General features: G+C 44.3%; 19 protein-coding genes. 6 read left to right on the top strand and 13 right to left on the bottom strand.

Going from position 1 to position 18,745, the window contains the following annotated elements; genetic code table 11:
• Window positions 1-222: 222 nt before the first annotated feature.
• The 4 genes from AC6R05_RS07940 to AC6R05_RS07925 are packed head-to-tail and all read right to left on the bottom strand — an operon-like array spanning window position 223 to window position 4,229.
• Window positions 223-912: a P-loop NTPase family protein gene (locus tag AC6R05_RS07940; protein ID WP_150895951.1), complete on the bottom strand. Its 690-nt coding sequence runs from the start codon at window positions 910-912 to the stop codon at window positions 223-225.
• The gene (locus tag AC6R05_RS07935; RefSeq protein ID WP_500647095.1) at window positions 912-2,987 is read right to left on the bottom strand and encodes a polysaccharide biosynthesis/export family protein; all 2,076 of its coding nucleotides are present in this window, start codon (window positions 2,985-2,987) and stop codon (window positions 912-914) included. The genes AC6R05_RS07940 and AC6R05_RS07935 overlap by 1 nt, the downstream gene beginning before the upstream one ends.
• A gap of 20 nt (window positions 2,988-3,007) precedes the next feature.
• Complete coding sequence (locus AC6R05_RS07930) at window positions 3,008-3,841, bottom strand: OmpA family protein (protein WP_500647070.1); 834 nt, start codon at window positions 3,839-3,841, stop codon at window positions 3,008-3,010.
• Between the two features lie 58 nt (window positions 3,842-3,899).
• Window positions 3,900-4,229 (bottom strand): STAS domain-containing protein, encoded by a 330-nt coding sequence (locus tag AC6R05_RS07925; RefSeq protein ID WP_150872469.1) that lies wholly within the window; start codon window positions 4,227-4,229, stop codon window positions 3,900-3,902.
• Between the two features lie 313 nt (window positions 4,230-4,542).
• Here AC6R05_RS07925 and AC6R05_RS07920 point away from each other — a divergent pair, with 313 nt between their 5' ends.
• Window positions 4,543-5,385, top strand: coding sequence for a DNA ligase (locus tag AC6R05_RS07920; protein ID WP_500647069.1), 843 nt, complete (start codon window positions 4,543-4,545; stop codon window positions 5,383-5,385).
• Window positions 5,386-5,438: 53 nt separating this feature from the next.
• Here the strand turns inward: AC6R05_RS07920 and AC6R05_RS07915 are convergent, their stop codons facing one another.
• The gene (locus AC6R05_RS07915) at window positions 5,439-6,809 is read right to left on the bottom strand and encodes an MATE family efflux transporter (RefSeq protein ID WP_500647068.1); all 1,371 of its coding nucleotides are present in this window, start codon (window positions 6,807-6,809) and stop codon (window positions 5,439-5,441) included.
• A gap of 161 nt (window positions 6,810-6,970) precedes the next feature.
• Here AC6R05_RS07915 and AC6R05_RS07910 point away from each other — a divergent pair, with 161 nt between their 5' ends.
• Window positions 6,971-7,582 (top strand): riboflavin synthase subunit alpha, encoded by a 612-nt coding sequence (locus AC6R05_RS07910; protein WP_500647067.1) that lies wholly within the window; start codon window positions 6,971-6,973, stop codon window positions 7,580-7,582.
• 89 nt (window positions 7,583-7,671) lie between these two features.
• Here AC6R05_RS07910 and AC6R05_RS07905 read toward each other — a convergent pair whose 3' ends face one another.
• Entirely contained in the window at window positions 7,672-7,875 is a 204-nt protein-coding gene (locus AC6R05_RS07905; protein WP_084181786.1) for a CPXCG motif-containing cysteine-rich protein, read from the bottom strand.
• A gap of 22 nt (window positions 7,876-7,897) precedes the next feature.
• Window positions 7,898-8,764: a fructosamine kinase family protein gene (locus tag AC6R05_RS07900; RefSeq protein WP_032549011.1), complete on the bottom strand. Its 867-nt coding sequence runs from the start codon at window positions 8,762-8,764 to the stop codon at window positions 7,898-7,900.
• 506 nt (window positions 8,765-9,270) lie between these two features.
• Between AC6R05_RS07900 and AC6R05_RS07895 the strand changes: the two genes are divergently transcribed.
• Window positions 9,271-9,615 (top strand): DUF3802 family protein, encoded by a 345-nt coding sequence (locus AC6R05_RS07895; protein ID WP_500647066.1) that lies wholly within the window; start codon window positions 9,271-9,273, stop codon window positions 9,613-9,615.
• Window positions 9,616-9,701: 86 nt separating this feature from the next.
• Here the strand turns inward: AC6R05_RS07895 and AC6R05_RS07890 are convergent, their stop codons facing one another.
• Complete coding sequence (locus AC6R05_RS07890) at window positions 9,702-10,184, bottom strand: C40 family peptidase (RefSeq protein ID WP_152468714.1); 483 nt, start codon at window positions 10,182-10,184, stop codon at window positions 9,702-9,704.
• A gap of 105 nt (window positions 10,185-10,289) precedes the next feature.
• Between AC6R05_RS07890 and AC6R05_RS07885 the strand changes: the two genes are divergently transcribed.
• A complete protein-coding gene (locus AC6R05_RS07885; protein ID WP_500647065.1) occupies window positions 10,290-12,335 on the top strand; it encodes a methyl-accepting chemotaxis protein in 2,046 nt (681 codons plus the stop codon).
• Between the two features lie 84 nt (window positions 12,336-12,419).
• Here AC6R05_RS07885 and AC6R05_RS07880 read toward each other — a convergent pair whose 3' ends face one another.
• Entirely contained in the window at window positions 12,420-13,211 is a 792-nt protein-coding gene (locus AC6R05_RS07880; RefSeq protein WP_500647064.1) for a sterol desaturase family protein, read from the bottom strand.
• 74 nt (window positions 13,212-13,285) lie between these two features.
• Between AC6R05_RS07880 and AC6R05_RS07875 the strand changes: the two genes are divergently transcribed.
• Window positions 13,286-14,026, top strand: coding sequence for a tRNA-uridine aminocarboxypropyltransferase (locus AC6R05_RS07875; protein ID WP_500647063.1), 741 nt, complete (start codon window positions 13,286-13,288; stop codon window positions 14,024-14,026).
• 153 nt (window positions 14,027-14,179) lie between these two features.
• Window positions 14,180-15,088, top strand: coding sequence for an N-acetylglucosamine kinase (nagK, locus tag AC6R05_RS07870; RefSeq protein ID WP_152468710.1), 909 nt, complete (start codon window positions 14,180-14,182; stop codon window positions 15,086-15,088).
• 108 nt (window positions 15,089-15,196) lie between these two features.
• Here nagK and AC6R05_RS07865 read toward each other — a convergent pair whose 3' ends face one another.
• The 4 genes from AC6R05_RS07865 to AC6R05_RS07850 all read right to left on the bottom strand — a co-directional run bounded on the left by AC6R05_RS07865 (window position 15,197) and on the right by AC6R05_RS07850 (window position 18,739).
• Entirely contained in the window at window positions 15,197-15,463 is a 267-nt protein-coding gene (locus tag AC6R05_RS07865) for a DUF2960 domain-containing protein (protein ID WP_500647062.1), read from the bottom strand.
• Window positions 15,464-15,655: 192 nt separating this feature from the next.
• Window positions 15,656-17,458: a bifunctional molybdopterin-guanine dinucleotide biosynthesis adaptor protein MobB/molybdopterin molybdotransferase MoeA gene (locus AC6R05_RS07860; protein WP_500647061.1), complete on the bottom strand. Its 1,803-nt coding sequence runs from the start codon at window positions 17,456-17,458 to the stop codon at window positions 15,656-15,658.
• Complete coding sequence (mobA, locus tag AC6R05_RS07855) at window positions 17,458-18,042, bottom strand: molybdenum cofactor guanylyltransferase MobA (protein WP_032549022.1); 585 nt, start codon at window positions 18,040-18,042, stop codon at window positions 17,458-17,460. The genes AC6R05_RS07860 and mobA overlap by 1 nt, the downstream gene beginning before the upstream one ends.
• Window positions 18,020-18,739 carry an energy-coupling factor ABC transporter ATP-binding protein gene (locus AC6R05_RS07850; protein ID WP_032549024.1) on the bottom strand — a complete coding sequence of 240 codons (720 nt, stop codon included), beginning with the start codon at window positions 18,737-18,739 and terminating at the stop codon, window positions 18,020-18,022. Before AC6R05_RS07850 ends, mobA begins: the two co-directional genes overlap by 23 nt.
• Between the last annotated feature and the right edge of the window lie 6 nt (window positions 18,740-18,745).

Raw genomic sequence — 18,745 nt, 5'->3', positions numbered from 1 at the left:
GGTACCCAGTATTTATGACGAATCAACAAAAATTGACCACTTTTTATAAGTTTAGGGAATATCTGGATAAATTCCATGTTGGATCTGATTTGATTTAAGCATTGCCAATGCAAGTCACACTATGAGGGATTAGTGTGGTGTTTTCATTGGTATTTTCATTGAAATGTAGTGATTTTCTGTGAAATTAATCGATTTCAAATAAAATCACTACATTCTTTAAGGCTAAATTGGCAGGTTTAGGAACTCATTTTGAGAAAGTTTGTTGCACAGGGATGAACGCAGTTTAGAAGGAATGAACTTCATTTTGTTTAATTGACGTGCAATTTCTTGAGTGAAACTTGGCGCGTGTTTCATATTCATGATTGCACCAGACAATAGAATGCCATCTGTCGATAAAAGCTGTTTTGCCTGCTCAAGCTGACTGGTTGTTGTCTCACCATAAGCGAGTACAAGTAGGGTTGAGTCACACGCATTGGCGACGGACTGTGCAGGGATATTACCTTTGTTGACTTGCAAGAGCGGAGAGGTATCTATCACTACACGGTCATATTGAGTTAGCCATTGAGCGACCGTTTTTTTGAGCATTGTTGGGTCTTTAAAGGCTAACTGAGCAGACGCTTCACGTGGCGCAGGTACGCCAACAAACAGTCGCTTAGATTCTTTATGTTCGATCAGTTGACCTTGTTGTTCAAGGTTAACCAGTTCCAAGTCGTGAAATGCTGGATTAAACAGATTCAAATCGACATACAGGGTTGAGTGACCTGCAAGCATGCAGCGCTCAGCAAAGGCGGAAGCAATCGAAGTGACGCCGTCACCACTTTGACACGCAGTAATGCATGTTGAACGGTGTCCATTCAGCTCCGATGTTAAGTAGAGCTTCTCGACTTCGGCTTGTGTGGCTGAAATAGTCATCATAATGCTCCAATTAATACGATAGTGGTGGTTAGACGTAGTATGTCATCTAGGGTGACGCGTGCTTTTTCAATAAAGCTCTCACTACGGTCTGGAATGTAAATCGTATCACCAGCGCGAAGAACGGGTAGGTGATAGATGTTCGCTGTCTTGCTGAACTTAATCAGGTCGAATGTACGTGCTTGGCCCTGACAGCAAGACATGTTTACGACAGTAATCTTCTCTAAGTAAGCGTTCTCTGTTGGTCCAGCAGCTTCAGCTAGCAGGTCGAGAATCGTCATATTGTCATTGAACACGTAACGACCCGGTTTGTTGACTGCACCCAGTACGCGTACCGTTGACTCTTTTGACGTATCCAACCAGTTTTTATCCTTCTCTGGGATGTAAATCGTATCACCAGTGGTTACGCGAGGCAGGATAGATTCATCACCAGTTTCAAAATAGAGCGATAGATTTAGCTTACTTACTTTCGCGTAGGGTTTATCTCTATGAGTCACGCGGATATTGTGAATGTCAGCGTCTTTTGTTGGGCCATCGGCTGCAGACAAGATATCTAAGAAGTGCATATCTTTAGTGAAGCGGTAACGACCCGGCGCGTTAACCTGACCAAAAACGTAAATTGAAGCATCTGAACTTTGGCGAACCCATTGCGATTTGTTGTCAGATGGGTCTTGCGGTAAGTCATGGATACGTACAATGGCGCCAGCACGAATGAAAGGCAGGTCTTCACGTGGCGCACCGTTTTTGATGTAAGCATCCAAATCGAAAACCGTAAGCTTGCGTCCGTTAACGACTTCAATTTTGGTCGTATCTGCACGAAGAGTTGGGCCGCCTACGTGGGCAAGAAGATCCATAAGATCCATTTCGTCAGACCATTCGATGCGTCCTGGGCGAACCACTTCACCAATCACATTCACAGCGCGGTCTGGTGAAATCTTAAGCCAAGACTTCTCATTCATGTCGGTTTTTTCTGGGACAAAGATAGCATCGCCAGGTTGGATCGCTGGTGGCTTCACTCCGCGTAAGCCTTCTGTGTAAGCGGTTAAATCAAATTTAAGGACCTGACCACTGGCTTTGATAACTCGAATCTGACGCGACTCGGCAAATCGAGTTGGGCCACCAGCATTCGCCAGAATGTCCATAAAGGTCGCACCTTTTTTACCGTCGTACGCGCCGGGTTCAGCAACTTCACCCATGACGTACACAGTATTTGCACCCGATTTGATCTCTACTTCTTGTTTAGGGACAAAGATAGTTGAGCCTGGACGCAGTACTGGAAGAAGCGAATCATCACCGGTGTCTAGGTAACGTTTTAGATTGAAAAGCGTCGGGGTGTTGTTCGAGATAACGCGAATCTGTTCAACACCAGCGTAACGTGTTACGCCTCCTGAACGCATAATCACATCAACAAGGTCGGTATTTTCTTTGTAAGCAAAAGAGCCTGGCGCGTTAACTTCACCGAATACTTTGATTGAGTTGCGAGAATCGGCGCTATCACCCGAGTTAGCAAGCTTGGCCGCATCAAATTCTTGCTCGATATTACCGACAAGTGGGGATGCAGGAACAAAGATAGAATCAAGTGATTGCAGTTCAGGCAGCTGAGAATCATCACCTGAATCTAAAAAGCGTTTGTAGTTGAACTCCTTTCTATCAGCGCCGCGTTTGAGAATTAACTTATCTAATTGCGCACCCGCTCTTAAACCTCCAGCGGCATAAAGAGCCATTTGAACACTTGAGCCTAGCGATAAAGTGTATTCGCCTGGCTGTTCAACATAACCTTGTACAGAAATTAGAATCTGTTGTTCTTTGATAAATACGGTAGCCGTTGATAAATCGCGGTAGGTCGTGCTCAGTGCATCGATAACCACTTTTTGTAGTTGTTCGTTGTCGTAACCCGCAACAAATACTGCACCCACCTCAGGTAGAGTAATACGGCCGCGTTTGTCGACTTGAAAACCTCGATTCAAGGTCTCTTCACCGGGTACGTTAACTTGGATGAGGTCACCAACTTGGACAGCATCGCTGAATTCGTCCTCAGCAAATACTGGTGAAAAAGCAAGAGTTAAAAAGCTCATTAGAGTGATGACTAGAGTTTTCATAGCGAACCTCCCATCATTTCTGCGTTGTCAGGAGAGACAATCTCAATGCTCACTCGACGATTAGTCAAACGAGTCCCAGCAGACTCACCTTCGAAAAGAGGTACGGTTTCACCAACAGATACTGTTTTGATGCGAGTTGGGCTTAAACCAAAAATAGTAAGGTAACGTTCCACTTGCTTCGCGCGGCCTAGCGCTAATTTGTCGTTATACTCTTCAGTACCCGTAGCATCCGCGTGGCCGGTTACGATCAAATCTAACGTCGGATGATCCTTTAAAATGGTACTCGCTTCAGCCAAGTGCCCCATGTACTTCGGGTTTACCTCAGTAGAGTTATGGGCAAATTGGTTGTCGACATTCAGTAGGTCGTAAAGTTGTTCGATAATCGACAGTTGTAATCTAAATTGGGATTCATTCTTGGGTGGCGCACAACGAGCCTGTGATGTCACGTAGTCGAGACGCGTTTCTAGATCGTTGAGACGTTTACGTTGAATCACCAGGTCATTGGCTGCATCAAGAAGAAGACCCCCTTGAAGCTCACGTGCGATGCGGTTTTGTTTCTCTATTGCCTGTACAACTGCTGCAGGGAAGCACCAGCGAGCCCCTTCCTGGATAAGAGAATCCAAATGAAGTTTCGCTAACTGCCAGTCAAATCTTAATCCATGTTCAGGGCCGAGTGGCTCATCAGGCATTACTGGTGAAAAATCAGAATTTTGATAATTGATTGAATCGTAACTTTCTGCCAAGCCTCCTGTGCCATGTTCTGGATAGCTGCTGCAACCCACAACAAGGGCAGACAGGGGTAGGGCTAAGTAATGAGTCCATTTTTTCATGCCAACGTCCTTTGAATTTTTTTATTATAATTATGTACATCTTTAGCTTAGTGGAACTTTATGAATTCGCAGCCTTTTTGGAGTTAACAGGGATAGCATGGCCAATGCGAAGTAGGTTCATGATTTCCAGAGGTTGACCAGAAACATTTTCTAAACGCATATTGCGTTCACGTTCCGTTAGACGTTTGAACATGTACACGATGGCACCTACGCCTGACGAGTCTAAAAACTGCACTTGACTGAAATCGATTTCTACCTCTGGGTGAAGGTCGTTTGTAATCACATCATCAATGTCTGGTTGTACTTTGCGACTGCCTGAAGCATCTAGGTCGCCGAAGATTGAAAGAGTCAGCGTTGAATTGTTTAGCTCAATTTTACGTAGTTCCATGATGTCTCTCCTTGAAGCTGTTACTTTTCTTTTCAGTTTCCTTCTACAGTGCAGACTCTGTGCCAATTTTATTTTCTTTAATTTTCAATCGCTTACTGTTTGTTCGACCACTTTCTCAGAATAGGAAAAGACGTTTTCTCAATATGAGAATGAAAAAGAGTGGGCTTCATGGGGTCAACAACACATACGAAATGCAAATGAAACGACGGCAATCATAGTTTTGGTGAGTGTGTCGCATCGGAATCATACAGGCGGTGAAACTTATTTAAGTGCGTTCTTAAATAAAAGCATGACGTTCAATCATGGAATGATGATGACATTAAACAAATTGACCATTGCTACCTTATTGGCCTTTTCAGCCCCGACTAGTGCAAACATCCAACCGACCTATCAGGTCATGCTCGCTAACCATTACGATCAACACATTGATATCAACGAGTATTGGCAAAGCGAAAAGCTTGATGGTGTAAGAGCTATTTGGGATGGGGTGCACCTCTATACTCGTAACGGTAATCGTATTTACGCACCAGCTTGGTTTACAGACCCATTACCCCCGATACGTTTAGAAGGAGAACTTTGGGCCGGAAGAGATCGCTTCCACATAGTTCAGTCAACTGTTCTCGATACCACACCTATAGATAAAGCATGGAGTCAAATCGAATTTATGCTGTTTGATATGCCCGGTGCCGCCGGCGACTATCAAAAACGTTACTACAACATTATTGACTGGGTGAAACGGATCAACCGAAAACACATTCACTATGTAGAGCATTACCCAATCGAGAGCGAAGCCGCTCTTTACATGCAGCTGGATAATATTGATAACGAAAAAGGCGAAGGAATCATGCTGCGAAAAATCACCAGCCGTTATCAAGCTGGACGCAGTAACGATCTACTCAAATTGAAACGACACCATGACGCAGAAGCGATTGTCGTTGGTTACAAGGGGGGAACGGGTAAATATTCGGGAATGATGGGCTCATTATTAGTTCATACTGAGAAAGGTGTGCAATTCTATATTGGTACAGGGTTCACCGATGAGATGCGGTTAGATCCACCACAAATCGGCAGTCGAATAACGTTCCGCTACAATGGGTACACACAAAATGGTAAGCCTAAATTTGCCCGTTTTATTAGAGAGAAAGACGGATACTAAAAGAGCCCTCGATGCGGGGCTCTTTGTCGTCATGATGAATAGGCTTCTGGAACTTAGCGCTCGCTGAAGGCCAGCTGAACGGTGTCGTCTTGTTTATGCATCCAGCGCAGTCTCAAACCAAGCAATAGAGCCGCGGAAGAGAGACCAACAATGAAGCCCGTCCAAAAACCGTGAGCCCCCATCGGTTCAACAATCCAATCCGTCATACCTAGAATGTAACCAAGTGGCAAACCTAAAATCCAATACGCGATGAAAGTACGATTGAAGATAGAACGCATATCTTTGTAGCCACGCAGTGCACCCGCTGCGATAACTTGAATCGCATCTGTACACTGGTATACCGCTGCAAACAGTAGCAATTGCATCGCAATGGTAATAACCGCTTGGTTTTCAGTATAAAGAAGAGCGATCTGCTCACGGAACACAACAGTAATGAATGCTGTCGCTAGAGACATCGCTAAGCCAACTAAGATACCAACATGGGTCGCGATTTTTGCGCCTTCCGTGTTGTTTTCACCAAGCTTGTGACCAACACGAATACTAACAGCCGCACCAACACTCATTGGTAACATGAACACCAAAGAAGAGAAGTTGATGGCAACTTGGTGAGCCGCAACAATCATAGGACCCAATGGCGCAACCAACAGCGCTACAACAGCAAACAGCGTTACTTCAAAAAACAGAGCTGCTGCGACAGGAAACCCAAGTTTAAATAGGCGTACCTGAGCGTTTAACTGCGGCTTATGGAATTGACCGAATAGGTTAATCTTAGCGAGGCGCTTTGATGTCATCACATAACCAAGAAGTAGAGCGAACATCACCCAATAGACAATGGCCGTTGCCACACCACAACCAACACCACCCAGTGCAGGGGCACCCAGTTTGCCGTACACAAACATCCAGTTAAGAGGGATGTTGAGTAACAAACCGATAAAACCGATTACCATCGCAGGCTTGGTTAGCGACATACCATCTGTGAAACTGCGAAGCGTCTGAAACAACAGAAACGCAGGAACGGCATACATCACAGCATGCATATAGCCATTAGTTTTTGCTGCCATCAGCGGCTCGACATCCATCAAATTGAGAATGCCTTGGGTTTGAAACAGCACCCCAACAATTGGTATTGAGATAAGTAGGGCCATTACAGCGCCTTGCTGAATCTCAAAAGAGATCTTTTCTTGGCGACCTGAACCATTAAGCTGTGCAACCACAGGAACCAGAGCCATCAACAAACCGACACCGAACAGAATAGAGGGCAGCCAAATACTGGCAGCGATAGATACCGCAGCCATATCAATGGCACTAACACCACCGGCCATCACAGTATCGACAAAGCCCATACCGGTTTGGGCAACAGAGGCTATGAGTACCGGTGTCGCGAGTTTTATTAAGTTTGATGCTTCTGTTTTGTAACGATGCACAAAGGACTCCAGCTAGAAGATAATAAGATTAGATACTTAGGGATGGACATTCAGAATGAATCAGAGATACTGATCGTAATGCGCCACTGGGCGAATAATAAAGAAATGTCACTACAACTGCTATGAAAAACTGTGACGTGACGACACAAAACGGGAATATTATGTTTACAGGTATCGTGCAAGGTATGGCGACCTTAGTTGCTATAGAAAAGAAAGAGATGTTCCAAACTCATGTTATTGAGCTGAGTGATGACATGGTCGAAGGCCTGACAATTGGTGCTTCTGTAGCCCACAACGGGTGCTGTTTAACGGTAACGGAGATCAACGGAACTCGAATCTCTTTTGATTTGATGCAAGCAACGTTAAGGCTAACCAACCTTGGCCGTTTGAAGGAAGGCGACTTGGTTAACGTTGAGCGCGCTGCAAAATTCGGTGATGAGATTGGCGGCCACAGTATGTCTGGACACATCACTCTAGTCGCAGACATCGTTGATGTGATTAAGACAGAAAACAACCGCACAATTTGGTTTCAGTTGCCTCCAGAATCAATGAAGTACGTATTGAGTAAAGGTTACATCGGTATCGATGGCTGCTCACTCACCATTGGTGAAGTTGAAGAGAATCGTTTCTCAGTGCATCTCATTCCAGAAACACTCAATCGCACCCTGTTTGGTAGCCGAGAAGTAGGCGACCAAGTAAACATTGAGTTTGACCCACAGACGCAAGCCATTGTTGACACGGTAGAGCGTGTATTGGCGAATCAAAACAAATAAATTAGCCGTACGGGCAACAATAATCGAATCAAAAAGAGCACGTCATTACGTGCTCTTTGTTTTAGTAAGCTCAGTAGCCTTATGGTGGACTAAAATACTTGTTCGTCGTCGGCATCAATAGATAAATTGATTGTGTTCCTTACTTCATCGACTTGCATGTCGAGATGAATAGCATTGCAACAGGCAGGGCAATCATCATAAAAGTCTTGGCTTCCATTTGAAGCATCAAGAGTTATTCCGATAGAGTGTCCGCAGTGTGGACAAGACACGTACTTTTCAGTGTAGTTGTTCATGATCGAATCTCCTCACAGCAACTTAAACAGCCAGAATCTTCTGAACATGTGCTTCCGTTTGTTCTAGATAACTACCGCCAAACTGATTGCAATGATTGAGAAGATGGTACAAGTTATAAATGTCTTTTCGAATATTATAGTCGACGTCGAGCGGAGCGACGCTTTGATAGCCTTGATAAAACTCTTCAGGAAACCCACCAAACAATTCCGACATCGCAATATCACACTCGCGGTCGCCCCAGTAACATGCAGGGTCGTAGCAGATAGGGCCAAATGCAGATGTCGCTACATTACCGTGCCAAAGGTCACCATGCAGTAGAGAAGGCGTTGGATTGTGGCCAGCTAACTTAGTGTTTACGACATCAACAATCTCATCAATATCCCCAAACTCAATGCCTTTCTCTTTAAGGAGTTGCAACTGGAATCCAATGCGTTGCTCCGAGAAAAAGCGTCCCCACTTTTTATGCCAAGGGTTGGGCTGAAGCGTGCTGCCGATATAATTATCTTGGTCGTAACCAAACTCTTTTTGTTCGCCCCAAAGATGGAGCTTGGCGAGTGCAACACCAAAATCAAATCCGTTGTTGCCGGTATCAAGTGGTTTGGTCGGTAAGTAATTGAGAATAATAAAAGAGCTTTCTTTAGTAGTACCTATCAGCACCAGTTCTGGCACGTAAACGGTAGAGGTATTTCGCAACAATCGTAGGTTTTCAGCTTCAATTTCGAACTTATTAATAAACTCTCTTTGGTTCACTTTAACGAAGTAACGTTCATTACCATCAGTAATCATGTAGCAATCGTTAATCTCACCACCTGATACCTTTACGCGCTCGGTAATTGGGAAGTTAAAAAGAAGGGTGTCTGAAAGTTGTTGAGAAATGGCCTGCCACATAGGAAATCCTCAAAGAACGTGGGTATACGCAATAGTTTAGGATAAATTTCCACTATTTATAGACGTATGCGTCAATGTTCTTAGTTGTTATTTGCTCTTAAGCCAAGCAATTACGAGAATTGTGACCTTTAGCCCCAATCTTAAACATCGTTCTATAACGGCGACAATGGAATCAATCTCACAATTGAGACGACCTATAAACCAGATTGCTGTTAAAGCTCGAATCATTTGTGTAAATCAATTTGTAATTTAAAAAACTATGTTTTAATGAGTCAAGTCGCGATAAAAGACGAACGTTTGGTTTAATCTGTGAAAGTACACTGTACTTTACTCACAACGTAAACCCGGAAGTTACTACTTCTGAGTTAATTTTGAGCATTTAGACGCAAGGTTGAGCGATTTATTAGCAAATCAAACAATTAGTTAATGACAATACTGAGAGTTCGCCTAGTATTGTAGGTTATCGTTGTGACGAATTTACCATTGAGCTTAAACGGAGAAGTATTGTGGTTGTAGAAACCGATGGTTATTTAGCTTTGATTGAACACTTGTCGTTTAATTTGGACGTATTTACAAGTGACAAAGGTGATACAGGCTCAGAGAGTGTTGAAGATATCGTAACTGACATGATTTCAACGAATATCATGGCGATCTTTGAACAAAACCCTGAGATGCACGCCAGTGTTCGATTCCAGTTGCTGAAAGAAGCGGATGCCGTTGTTGCCGACCTAGGTGAAGTGTTAGCGGGTGTTTGGGCTAAGAAAGCAACCAATGAACAAATTGTTTTTCTAGACGAGTATATCGCTCTTGTGAAAAACCTTTTTGATACGGCAGTTGCTACGTACGACTAAAACGAAACTCGATTCAATCAGAGTAATTGGCGGATAGTTCAATTGACGTTCGCCAATACCCATTCCTCATACTCTGCCTGGCCAGGTTAGAGTCTTCTAAAGTGCCAAAATGCTGAAGCCCAGTAAGGGTTATCCAATCTTGAAATAATCACGCCCTTAGACGTCGAAGCATGTAAGAACTGTTTGTTGCCCAGATAAACGCCTACGTGTCTTACCTTTGGTGACGTTTTGAAAAACACCAAATCACCACTCTTAGCTTGCTCGTAAGCTATCTCAACTCCTTGTTTACTTTGATCTAGCGTTGTTCTTGGTAATGCCTGTTGGGTTGCATTGAGTACCGCAACCTGAACGAATGCCGAACAATCTATACCGTTATAAGACGTGCCGCCAAAGCGATAGGGAACACCTTGCCACTCTTTGTAAACACTCATGTACGCTTGAGTCGTTTGTTTCTCTTGTGGTGACAGTGTTTGATTGTTAGGCGCAGGATCGTTGAAATCAGGCGACGAAGAGCATCCTACGACACCTATTATTGCGACTGATAATATAACTCTTTGAATTAATTGCAATCTGTAACTCTTCTGAAAAGTTTATGAAATATAAGTGTCATAAATGAAACTTAGTATACCGAGCTTAGAAAGGATGCCACACACCGTACCTAAATCGGAACAACAATGCCTGATAAAAATGTAACTAATCAACCCGCTCGTTTTACTTTTTCTCTCATACAAACCGTCAGCGGTATCTTCTGTGTAATCTTACTGCTTGTTGTCTTTCTATCTATGGTCAGTATAAAAGGGGTCGAGCGAGTTGGCGGCTACTTTGAGACGCTTTCTGAACAAGTATTACCGCTTGCACTCAATAATGCCAAGCTGACACAAAATGTACTAGAGCAAGTTAAATTATTGGGTTACAGCACTCAGTCTTCTGACCTTACACAGCTCAATTCAACCAAATCGTCAATTCAAACACTCTCCGACGACTCAAACGCTATGTTACAAGAGTTGTTGTTAATCACGGAACATTTTCCTGAAGCTATCTCACCACAGGAAAAAGAGCAGCTTCTCTCAGACATGACGCAACTGCAAGCCATGACATCCCATGTCTTAACCATGCAGATCGACATTCAAGCCAAACAGAGTGTCATCAATAAGCAAGTTGAGCCATTTCGTTATGGTGTAAGCTCTGCTGGGCCAGAAATGAGCCGCATTAGCTCTTTCTTAGCAGAAGGTAACCCTGAGTCAACGGACGCTGCGAACCGTTTTGTGTCGAGTGTAAGCGCGATGGAAAGTTCATTCTTGATGTTGATGATGCACGAAGAGATGGATAAAGCAGAATCGGAGTATCGACAGTTACGTAACCGCTTGGCGGGCATGAACCTCGCTTATGATGACTTTTCTGAGTGGCATCCAGATGTGAAAGACTTCACCAGCCTTGTCGCCGCTTATCAGATGGTATCTGAAGGCTTTGAAGAGCAGGGAATCATCAAAAACATACTTGCTAGACTCGCCTTGGTAGAAGATCAAAAGCAAGAACTTGCTCAAGTGATGGCGACTGCAAACCGAGTGATTATAAGTCTCAACACCTTGTCTGAAGAGGCATCAAACCTGATCGATGAGAGCGAGTCGGTGGTAAATAGCACGATCAATAACATTGATAGAGTGCTACTTATTAGCGGTACAGTAATCACTATGATCATTTTGATTTCTGGGTTCGTGCTTCAACGTTGGGTTAACAAAGGGCTTAAGAATATTAAGCAGCACTTGGCGCTATTGGCTGAACATGATTTTTCAAAGAAGTCGGAGCCTAAAGGTCCATACGAACTGCAAGTTATTACCACAAAGCTCAACATTGTAGTTGAATCAATGGCGGAGTCGGTCAGTTCGGTGACTCGTAACTGCGAAACCCTCTATCAAACTGCCGAGGTAAGTCATGATGCAGCAGAACAAACCAACCAAAGTTTGAACGCGCAAAATGAGTCATTGCAGAATATGATTAAGACGATTACTCAATTAGAAGCATCGATCAGCGAAATTGCACGTATCTCGAATGCGTCAAACGACGACGCGCAATTGGCTGAGACCGAATCGGTGAATGGCAGCCAAGTGGTCGGTCTGAACCAACAGCGATTGCATGCGCTCGAGAAGACACTCAGTGTAAATGAAGAGTCGATGGATGAACTCGATGGTCGCGTAAAGCAGATCCGCGAGATGGTGGATATGATCAGTGGCATTGCCGAGAACACAAATTTGCTGGCACTCAATGCAGCGATTGAAGCAGCAAGAGCCGGTGAGCAAGGTCGAGGCTTCGCGGTAGTCGCAGATGAAGTCCGTAAACTAGCGAGTGGTACTTCCCAGCAAACGACCAACATCCGCAGCATGATGACGGAGCTAATCGCAGCCGCTGATCGTTCTAAAGAGTCGGTGATTGAATCACGCAGTGAAATGGCCAACGCACTTCAAACGAGCAGTGATGTTAAGCAAGCATTCGAGAAGATTGAGGTCGCTGTTGCTCAAATCAAAGGACGTGTTGAACAAATCATGGTGGCGACAGAAGAGCAGGCGCGTGCAACGGTTGATGTGACACAATCTATTACACGAGTCTCTGAGCAAGGTGAAAACACCAAGATGCAACTGGAGTCGATGATCGAAAGTTCAGAGCAGGTTGCAGATATCGCGGGGCACCAACAAGCGATGCTACATAAGTATGTTTTGAGTTAAAGCCTTTCGAGTAAGTTAAATAGAAAAAGGACCGACTATCGATATGATAATCGGTCCTTTTGGTATGTTGGACTCGTTAAATACTTAGTTCTGTTTGATGAAGGGCTGGCGCAACATTTTATCCAATCGTTGCTCTTTACCATCTTGGATTTCAGGAACGCCTATTTGCACTTTATCGTGTCCAAGTTGGGGCTGTGCGCGATAGGTTTTAAACCATCTATCCCAGACTGATAGGAAGAAACCGAAATTAGAGTGGGTCTCTTTAACAATCACAGAGTGGTGCACGCGATGCATGTCTGGAGTCACTATCCATTTGCGCAAAACTTTGTCTATCGCCAGCGGTAGTTTGGCATTGCTGTGGTTAAACATCGCACTTGCATTCAAGACGATTTCAAAGATAACAACTGCTAGCGCAGGCACGCCGAGTAACATTACCAAGCTGATCTTGATCAGCATCGAGAGAATCATCTCAATTGGGTGAAATCGTGTTCCTGTGGTGACGTCAATATCCAAATCAGCATGATGAACACGGTGCAAACGCCATAGTATTGGGATTCGATGAAATACCAGATGTTGCAGGTAAATCGCGCAGTCCAACAATAAAACGCACAGTATCACGACCAAAGGCGTTGGAAGCGAAACCTGGTTGAACAGGCCCAAATGGTTTTGTTCGGCAATGAGCGCAGATTGGAACGCAGCAATGGGAATCAAAGTGGCGAGTAACACGCTATTGAGCGCCACTAGAGCAAAATTGTTACTCCAGCGGAACCATTTGCTCTGGGTAAGTTGCTTACGTGGAGAATACGCTTCCCATAAGGCACAGCCGACAAAAGCGGTGACAAAGCAGGCAAGGCGAAGCAAAGAGGGGTCTTGCATAGGAATTCCTTCTATCATTATCCATTCACTCTAAGTACAATCGCACCACTTTTCTAGAGCTATCGTTAAACACCATGAGAATTCACGCTTTTCACCACCTTTATCAACATCGTTTGTCCCTCTCTACTCGACCTTTTAAAGCACGAGGTTGTAAGGTGGTTCGCTGCGAATATTGTAAGATCGAACAAGGTCACTGTATCTGTGATCATCAGCCTGATATTGAAACCAATGTCGCGACTATGTTGATCTTATCTGATAACGAAGTTCTTAAACCGAGCAATACGGGTCGACTCATTGTAGACACCGTCAAAGACAGCCACGTCTACCTTTGGCACAGAACCGAGCCAAATACAGAGATGCTCGCTGTCTTAAAAGACGAAAAATACCAACCGGTAATTGTATTCCCTGAAGACTATACGGACGACAAGAACCGAGTGGTTCAAGATCTTCCGGCGATGCGCGATCCAAATAAAACACTGCTGCTGATCTTTATTGATGGTAGTTGGCGCGAAGCTCGTCGTATTTTCCGCCGCTCAGAGTATCTGCAACACCTACCTGTGTTATCTATTGAGCCAGAATCGGTATCGCAATACATGATGCGCAAGTCGGATAACGAGCAGCATTTATCAACGGCAGAAGTAGCAAGTTTGGTATTGAAGCAAGCTGGTGAAGAGCAGGGCGCAAAAACACTACAAATGTGGTTTGAAGCGTTTAGAGAGAGCTACATGCTAAGTAAAACCCGCTACAAGTCGGACCAAACAAAACCTAGCTTAAATGCTTATATCGATTATTGTGAAAGTGAGACGTCGCTCTAAGCCTGACACCGCATGTGCTGACAACTTGTTCAAACGGACCCAATCAGAGAATAAGTTTGTCATCTATCACGGTTTGTAGGGGGGGGGTTATGGATAATAACCCGCAGTGACTTTTATATTGTCCCAGATTTAGGGAAAAATTGGAGAGATTTGATGTATTACGGCTTTGATGTTGGCGGCACTAAGATTGAATTTGGTGCATTCAATGAGAAACTAGAACGTGTGGCAACAGAACGTGTGCCAACACCTACAGACTCTTACCAGCAGCTGATCGACACGATCGCTGGCCTAGTTGAGAAGTACGACAGTGAGTTCTCATGTGAAGGTAAGATCGGTCTAGGTTTACCAGGTATGGAAAACGCGGACGACGGCACAATGTTGGTTGTTAATGTTCCTGCTTCAACAGGTAAACCACTGCGTAAGGATCTGGAAGCTCGTATTGGCCGTAGCGTTAAAATTGAAAACGACGCAAACTGTTTCGCACTTTCAGAAGCTTGGGATGAAGAGCTTCAAGACGAACCATCAGTAGCAGGTCTAATCCTAGGTACTGGCTTTGGTGGTGGCTTAATCTTTGATGGTAAGGTGTTCTCAGGTCGTAACCACGTTGCTGGTGAACTTGGTCATATGCGTTTACCGCTAGATGCATGGCTTCACCTTGGTGAAAACGCACCGCTTCTAGGCTGTGGTTGTGGTAAGAAAGGCTGTTTAGATAGCTACCTATCTGGCCGTGGCTTCGAGCTAATCTATGAGCATTACTACGGCGAGAAGAAGAAAGCTATCGACATCATCAAAGCGCACGCTGAAGGTGAAGAGAAAGCAGTAGAGCATGTAGAACGGTTCATGGAGCTTCTAGCTATCTGTTTTGCTAACCTATTTACTGCACTGGATCCACACGTAGTTGCACTGGGTGGTGGTCTATCAAACTTCGAATTGATTTACGAAGAGATGCCAAAGCGTATTCCAAAATACCTGCTTTCAGTTGCTAAATGTCCGAAGATCATCAAAGCGAAACACGGCGATTCAGGCGGTGTTCGTGGCGCAGCATTCCTTAACCTTAAGTAATTCTTAGGTTAAATCGACGATACAAAAATGCCGCAATCTCTGAAGAGGTTGCGGCATTTTTTATTGTTTGGTGTTCAAAACGAGCAATCAGAATCAAGAAGCTAAGAGCTACTTGTTCTTTTTCCCAACACCCAGGTTTTCTTTTTGCTTCAGTGTAAGCTTTGAGAAGCCTAGCTTACGGAAGTAGTTATCTTGGTAATTACGAACAGCTTTAGTATCTGAAATCAACTCAAGCTGTTGCTCTGTTTTTAAATACTCAGTGATGTCGATGCCTTCAGCCGCAGCAACAGCTTCTTGGATCGTGCGGTGTTGTTGTTTTGAAAACAGCAACTCTTTGTCTTCATCTTTATAGGTATACAAAATAGTACGAGCCATGGTGCTCTCCAGTTGAATCTAGGATTTTCGCGAACTCTACAGAAAATCTTACACACTCTCAAGGTTAAGGCGGAATTAGTTGTTTAGTAAAGTAAACCTAAACCGAAAATAGTGGTGAAAGGTTATTATATGGACTGCTTAATGAGTCGAGATATAAAAGCGAAGCTATAAATAGCTTCGCTTTTGATGCCGTTAGATACGTCCTTGAAGTGGAATAACGGTTACGGTTTCACCAACTTTAACCGTATCAACAGAAGGAGAGATCTCAATCAAGCAGTTTGCTTCGCTCATTGAACGTAGAATGCCAGAGCCTTGTTTGCCTGTTGTGCGGACTTCGAGTTGGCCGTGCTCATTCATTGAGAACACACCGCGGCTAAATTCAGTACGGCCTTGGCGAGAACGAAGTTGTTCTGTCGCAATCGCATTAGCTTTCACTGGTGTCCAGTTTGTTTGACCTTGCAGTTTACGGATAGCAGGTTCAACAAAGTTGATGAAGGAGACCATTACCGCCACTGGGTTACCCGGTAACCCGAAGAAAGGTGTTTGCTCAACCTTACCGTAAGCAAGCGGGCGACCCGGGCGCATGTTAATACGCCAGAAGTTAATCTCACCTAGCTCATCAAGAGCAAGTTTAATGTAATCAGCATCACCAACCGACACGCCACCTGAAGTTAGAACCATGTCTGTCTCTAACGCAGCAGAGTGCAGAACTTCCGTCATTTTTTGCTGGTCGTCTTCGATGATGCCGTAATCAACAATCTCACACCCTAGCTTCTGTAGCATGCCAATTATGGTGAAACGGTTTGAGTCGTAAATAGAATTCGCTTGCTGCGGAGTGCCAGGAGCTTGAACTTCATCACCGGTAGAGAAAATACCAACCTTAACTTTGCGAAGAACAGGGCAGGTTGCAAAACCTAGCGACGCCATCATGCCCATTTCAGGTGCTTCAATGCGTGTGCCTTGCGTGAATACAGCTTGGCCAACTGATAAGTCTTCACCCGCCATACGAACATTTTGGCCTACATCGATTTTTGCGTCAGGGAAACGAACAAAATCACCTTCTTGAACCGCTTGCTCTCGCATGATGACAGTATCACCCGCAATTGGTGTTGGTGCGCCCGTCATGATTTTAACCGCTTGGCCTTTTTGAATCTCTTGATCGTAACTGTGCCCAGCGAAAACCTCAGCGATAACATGATACTGTTCTTGGTCAAGATCATCGCCACGGATAGCGTAACCGTCCATTGCTGAGTTAGTGTTTTGCGGAACGTTAATTGGAGAAACAACATCTTCAGCTAACACGCGACCATAAGCGGATTCAACAGCAACGTTTTCGCTGAGCTGTTCTGTAGTGATGCTGTCTAAGATCTTCTCTTGACCTTGTGTGACGCTCAAACCCGCTGGTGAGAAAGAGTCACAACACACTGTCGGCGCTTTCGATGGTTTTGATTGGCAGCTGACTGAGGTTGGATTGAAGTCTTTTGCGTAGTGGATAATAAAGTCGCGAATCGATTCCAAATCATTAATCGACATTTGAGGAAGCTCAGATTCAACTTGAGTATCAGCTGCAATGGCTATGATGTTGCTGTCGTTAGAGTACAACCAAGGTTTGCCAACTTCTTCGCGGTGTAGCTCTATCTTAGGAAATGCAATATTTTTACACCCTTCAACCAGAATCAGATCCAATTTTTCTATATCGAAGCGAGTCAGCAAGTAGTCAAAATCGGCTTCAGCTTCAGGGGTTTCAGTCATCAACACATGACGTTTTCTTGAAGAGATCAGCATTTGACCAGCGCCAGCTTTGCGTAAGCGATAGCTATCTTTACCTGGCTTATCGACATCAAAGTCGTGGTGCGCATGTTTTAGAACACCAATGCGCAGACCGGACTCGGTCAACATTGGCAGCAGAGCTTCAAGTAAAGTTGTTTTTCCAGTGCCGCTGTATGCAGCAAAACCTAATAGCGGAAGGTTAGGGCGTTGTTTTGAATCATTCATTATTGAAGCGTACCAAATTGGGTGAGTTCTTCTGGTGTATTAAGGTTTACGAAGCAGTTTGGCGAGTCGCTAAAGTCGACAAATTCGGTAACACAATCTTTATAGAGCAGAATGATCTTGCGATCGCCGCGCTCTAGAAATGCTTCTAACCTAGGTAATACACGCTTATGGAATAGAGTAAATACCGGCTGTTTAAATTCGCCGTCGTGAGCAACCAAAATATCGCTGTCAGGGTTAACCGCAGCACAGAAACGAGCGACTAAGTCTTCGTTGATTTGCGGGCTGTCACAAGGAACAAAGCCGACCCAGTCGGTGTCGGCATTTTTCAGTCCTGCATGGATACCGCCTAGCGGTCCCGGATAATCAGGAAAGGAATCAGAAACCACAGGCGCGAAGTCTTGATAACGCTCTTGGTTGCGATTGGCATTAATGGTGATAGAGACGTTTTGTTGCGACAATTTGTCGATAACGTATTGAATAAGTGGACGACCGTTTAACTCGACGAGACCTTTGTCGCGTCCACCCATTCTGCTCGCTTGTCCGCCAGCTAAGATAACCCAACTAGTTTGCGTTGGAAGCAGCATAAATATTCTCTTGTGCTTTGTCTTTTTTGATAATTTGCAGCAATGGTGATTCAGTCAAAGAGTTATCTTTAATCCACCACTGCTTTTTGCATAGATCGGTCAGGGCATTGGTTTGGTGGCTTGTTATCACCAAACTTGCGCCACGTTGAAGAAGATCTTCGGCCATAATGACCAATCTTTCAATAGATTCTTTATCTAATGATGCGCTTGGTTCGTCCATAAGTAGGATAGAGGGTTTTAAAATCCAGGCCCTTGCCATCGCAACTCGTTGACGTTCCCCGCCAGATAGAACAGAGATGTGTTCATCTGCTAGGGTCTCTAAACCTACCATTCTCAACGCATTGATTATTTGAGCTCGCTTATCTTTTTGTGACTCTTTGTTAAAACGAATGCCATAAGCGACATTTTGATAGACAGTACCATCAAACAAATAAGGCGTTTGATGTAGGTAGATAATGTCTTTGAATTTAGAGCGAGGGAATAGGGTACCTTTCCAACTATGATGCGCTGTTTGGATTTTTCCTGACGTCGGTTTTACTAAGCCAGATAAGATTTTCAGTAGGGTCGTTTTACCGACACCATTGTCGCCCTTTAGATAGATCGCATCGTTTGGACCGATGGACAGTTCAGGGATATGAAAAAGAACGCGCTCTTTGTAGCGCATTGAAACTTGCTGCGTTGTTATTTTTATACTCATGACAGC

It is taken from the genome of Vibrio sp. R11-SG3-ISO9 (assembly GCF_059834255.1).
Note: the sequence above shows the minus strand (reverse complement) of the source record. Positions and strands in the feature narration are given on the sequence as shown.

Coding starts and splice junctions, on each gene's coding strand:
- AC6R05_RS07910 (WP_500647067.1), top strand. CDS start 6,971: ATGTTTACAGGTATCGTGCAAGGTATGGCGACCTTAGTTGCTATAGAA.
- AC6R05_RS07905 (WP_084181786.1), bottom strand. CDS start 7,875: ATGAACAACTACACTGAAAAGTACGTGTCTTGTCCACACTGCGGACAC.
- AC6R05_RS07865 (WP_500647062.1), bottom strand. CDS start 15,463: ATGGCTCGTACTATTTTGTATACCTATAAAGATGAAGACAAAGAGTTG.
- AC6R05_RS07930 (WP_500647070.1), bottom strand. CDS start 3,841: ATGAAAAAATGGACTCATTACTTAGCCCTACCCCTGTCTGCCCTTGTT.
- AC6R05_RS07940 (WP_150895951.1), bottom strand. CDS start 912: ATGACTATTTCAGCCACACAAGCCGAAGTCGAGAAGCTCTACTTAACA.
- AC6R05_RS07900 (WP_032549011.1), bottom strand. CDS start 8,764: ATGTGGCAGGCCATTTCTCAACAACTTTCAGACACCCTTCTTTTTAAC.
- AC6R05_RS07925 (WP_150872469.1), bottom strand. CDS start 4,229: ATGGAACTACGTAAAATTGAGCTAAACAATTCAACGCTGACTCTTTCA.
- AC6R05_RS07935 (WP_500647095.1), bottom strand. CDS start 2,987: ATGAGCTTTTTAACTCTTGCTTTTTCACCAGTATTTGCTGAGGACGAA.
- mobA (WP_032549022.1), bottom strand. CDS start 18,042: ATGCTGCTTCCAACGCAAACTAGTTGGGTTATCTTAGCTGGCGGACAA.
- AC6R05_RS07850 (WP_032549024.1), bottom strand. CDS start 18,739: ATGAGTATAAAAATAACAACGCAGCAAGTTTCAATGCGCTACAAAGAG.
- AC6R05_RS07875 (WP_500647063.1), top strand. CDS start 13,286: ATGAGAATTCACGCTTTTCACCACCTTTATCAACATCGTTTGTCCCTC.
- AC6R05_RS07920 (WP_500647069.1), top strand. CDS start 4,543: ATGACATTAAACAAATTGACCATTGCTACCTTATTGGCCTTTTCAGCC.
- nagK (WP_152468710.1), top strand. CDS start 14,180: ATGTATTACGGCTTTGATGTTGGCGGCACTAAGATTGAATTTGGTGCA.
- AC6R05_RS07860 (WP_500647061.1), bottom strand. CDS start 17,458: ATGAATGATTCAAAACAACGCCCTAACCTTCCGCTATTAGGTTTTGCT.
- AC6R05_RS07885 (WP_500647065.1), top strand. CDS start 10,290: ATGCCTGATAAAAATGTAACTAATCAACCCGCTCGTTTTACTTTTTCT.
- AC6R05_RS07880 (WP_500647064.1), bottom strand. CDS start 13,211: ATGCAAGACCCCTCTTTGCTTCGCCTTGCCTGCTTTGTCACCGCTTTT.